Below are 282 nucleotides of genomic sequence, written 5' to 3' on the forward strand. Positions count from 1 at the left end.
AGAATCTTTCATTATTCGCCTTGATATACTTATTGATGCCCGCATCGCGTGATTCGCTGCGTTGAGAATCTTTCATTATTCGCCTTGATATACTTAACCGACCGAGAAACCAGCTACACTACCAGTTGAGAATCTTTCATTATTCGCCTTGATATACTTAACGCCCTATGACTCTCGCATCGTAGAGGGTTGAGAATCTTTCATTATTCGCCTTGATATACTTACCATCCCCTGGATCCTGCGCCTGAGCCGGTTGAGAATCTTTCATTATTCGCCTTGATA

The organism is Rothia sp. HMSC066H02, assembly GCF_001814995.1.
Lineage (GTDB): Bacteria > Actinomycetota > Actinomycetes > Actinomycetales > Micrococcaceae > Rothia > Rothia mucilaginosa.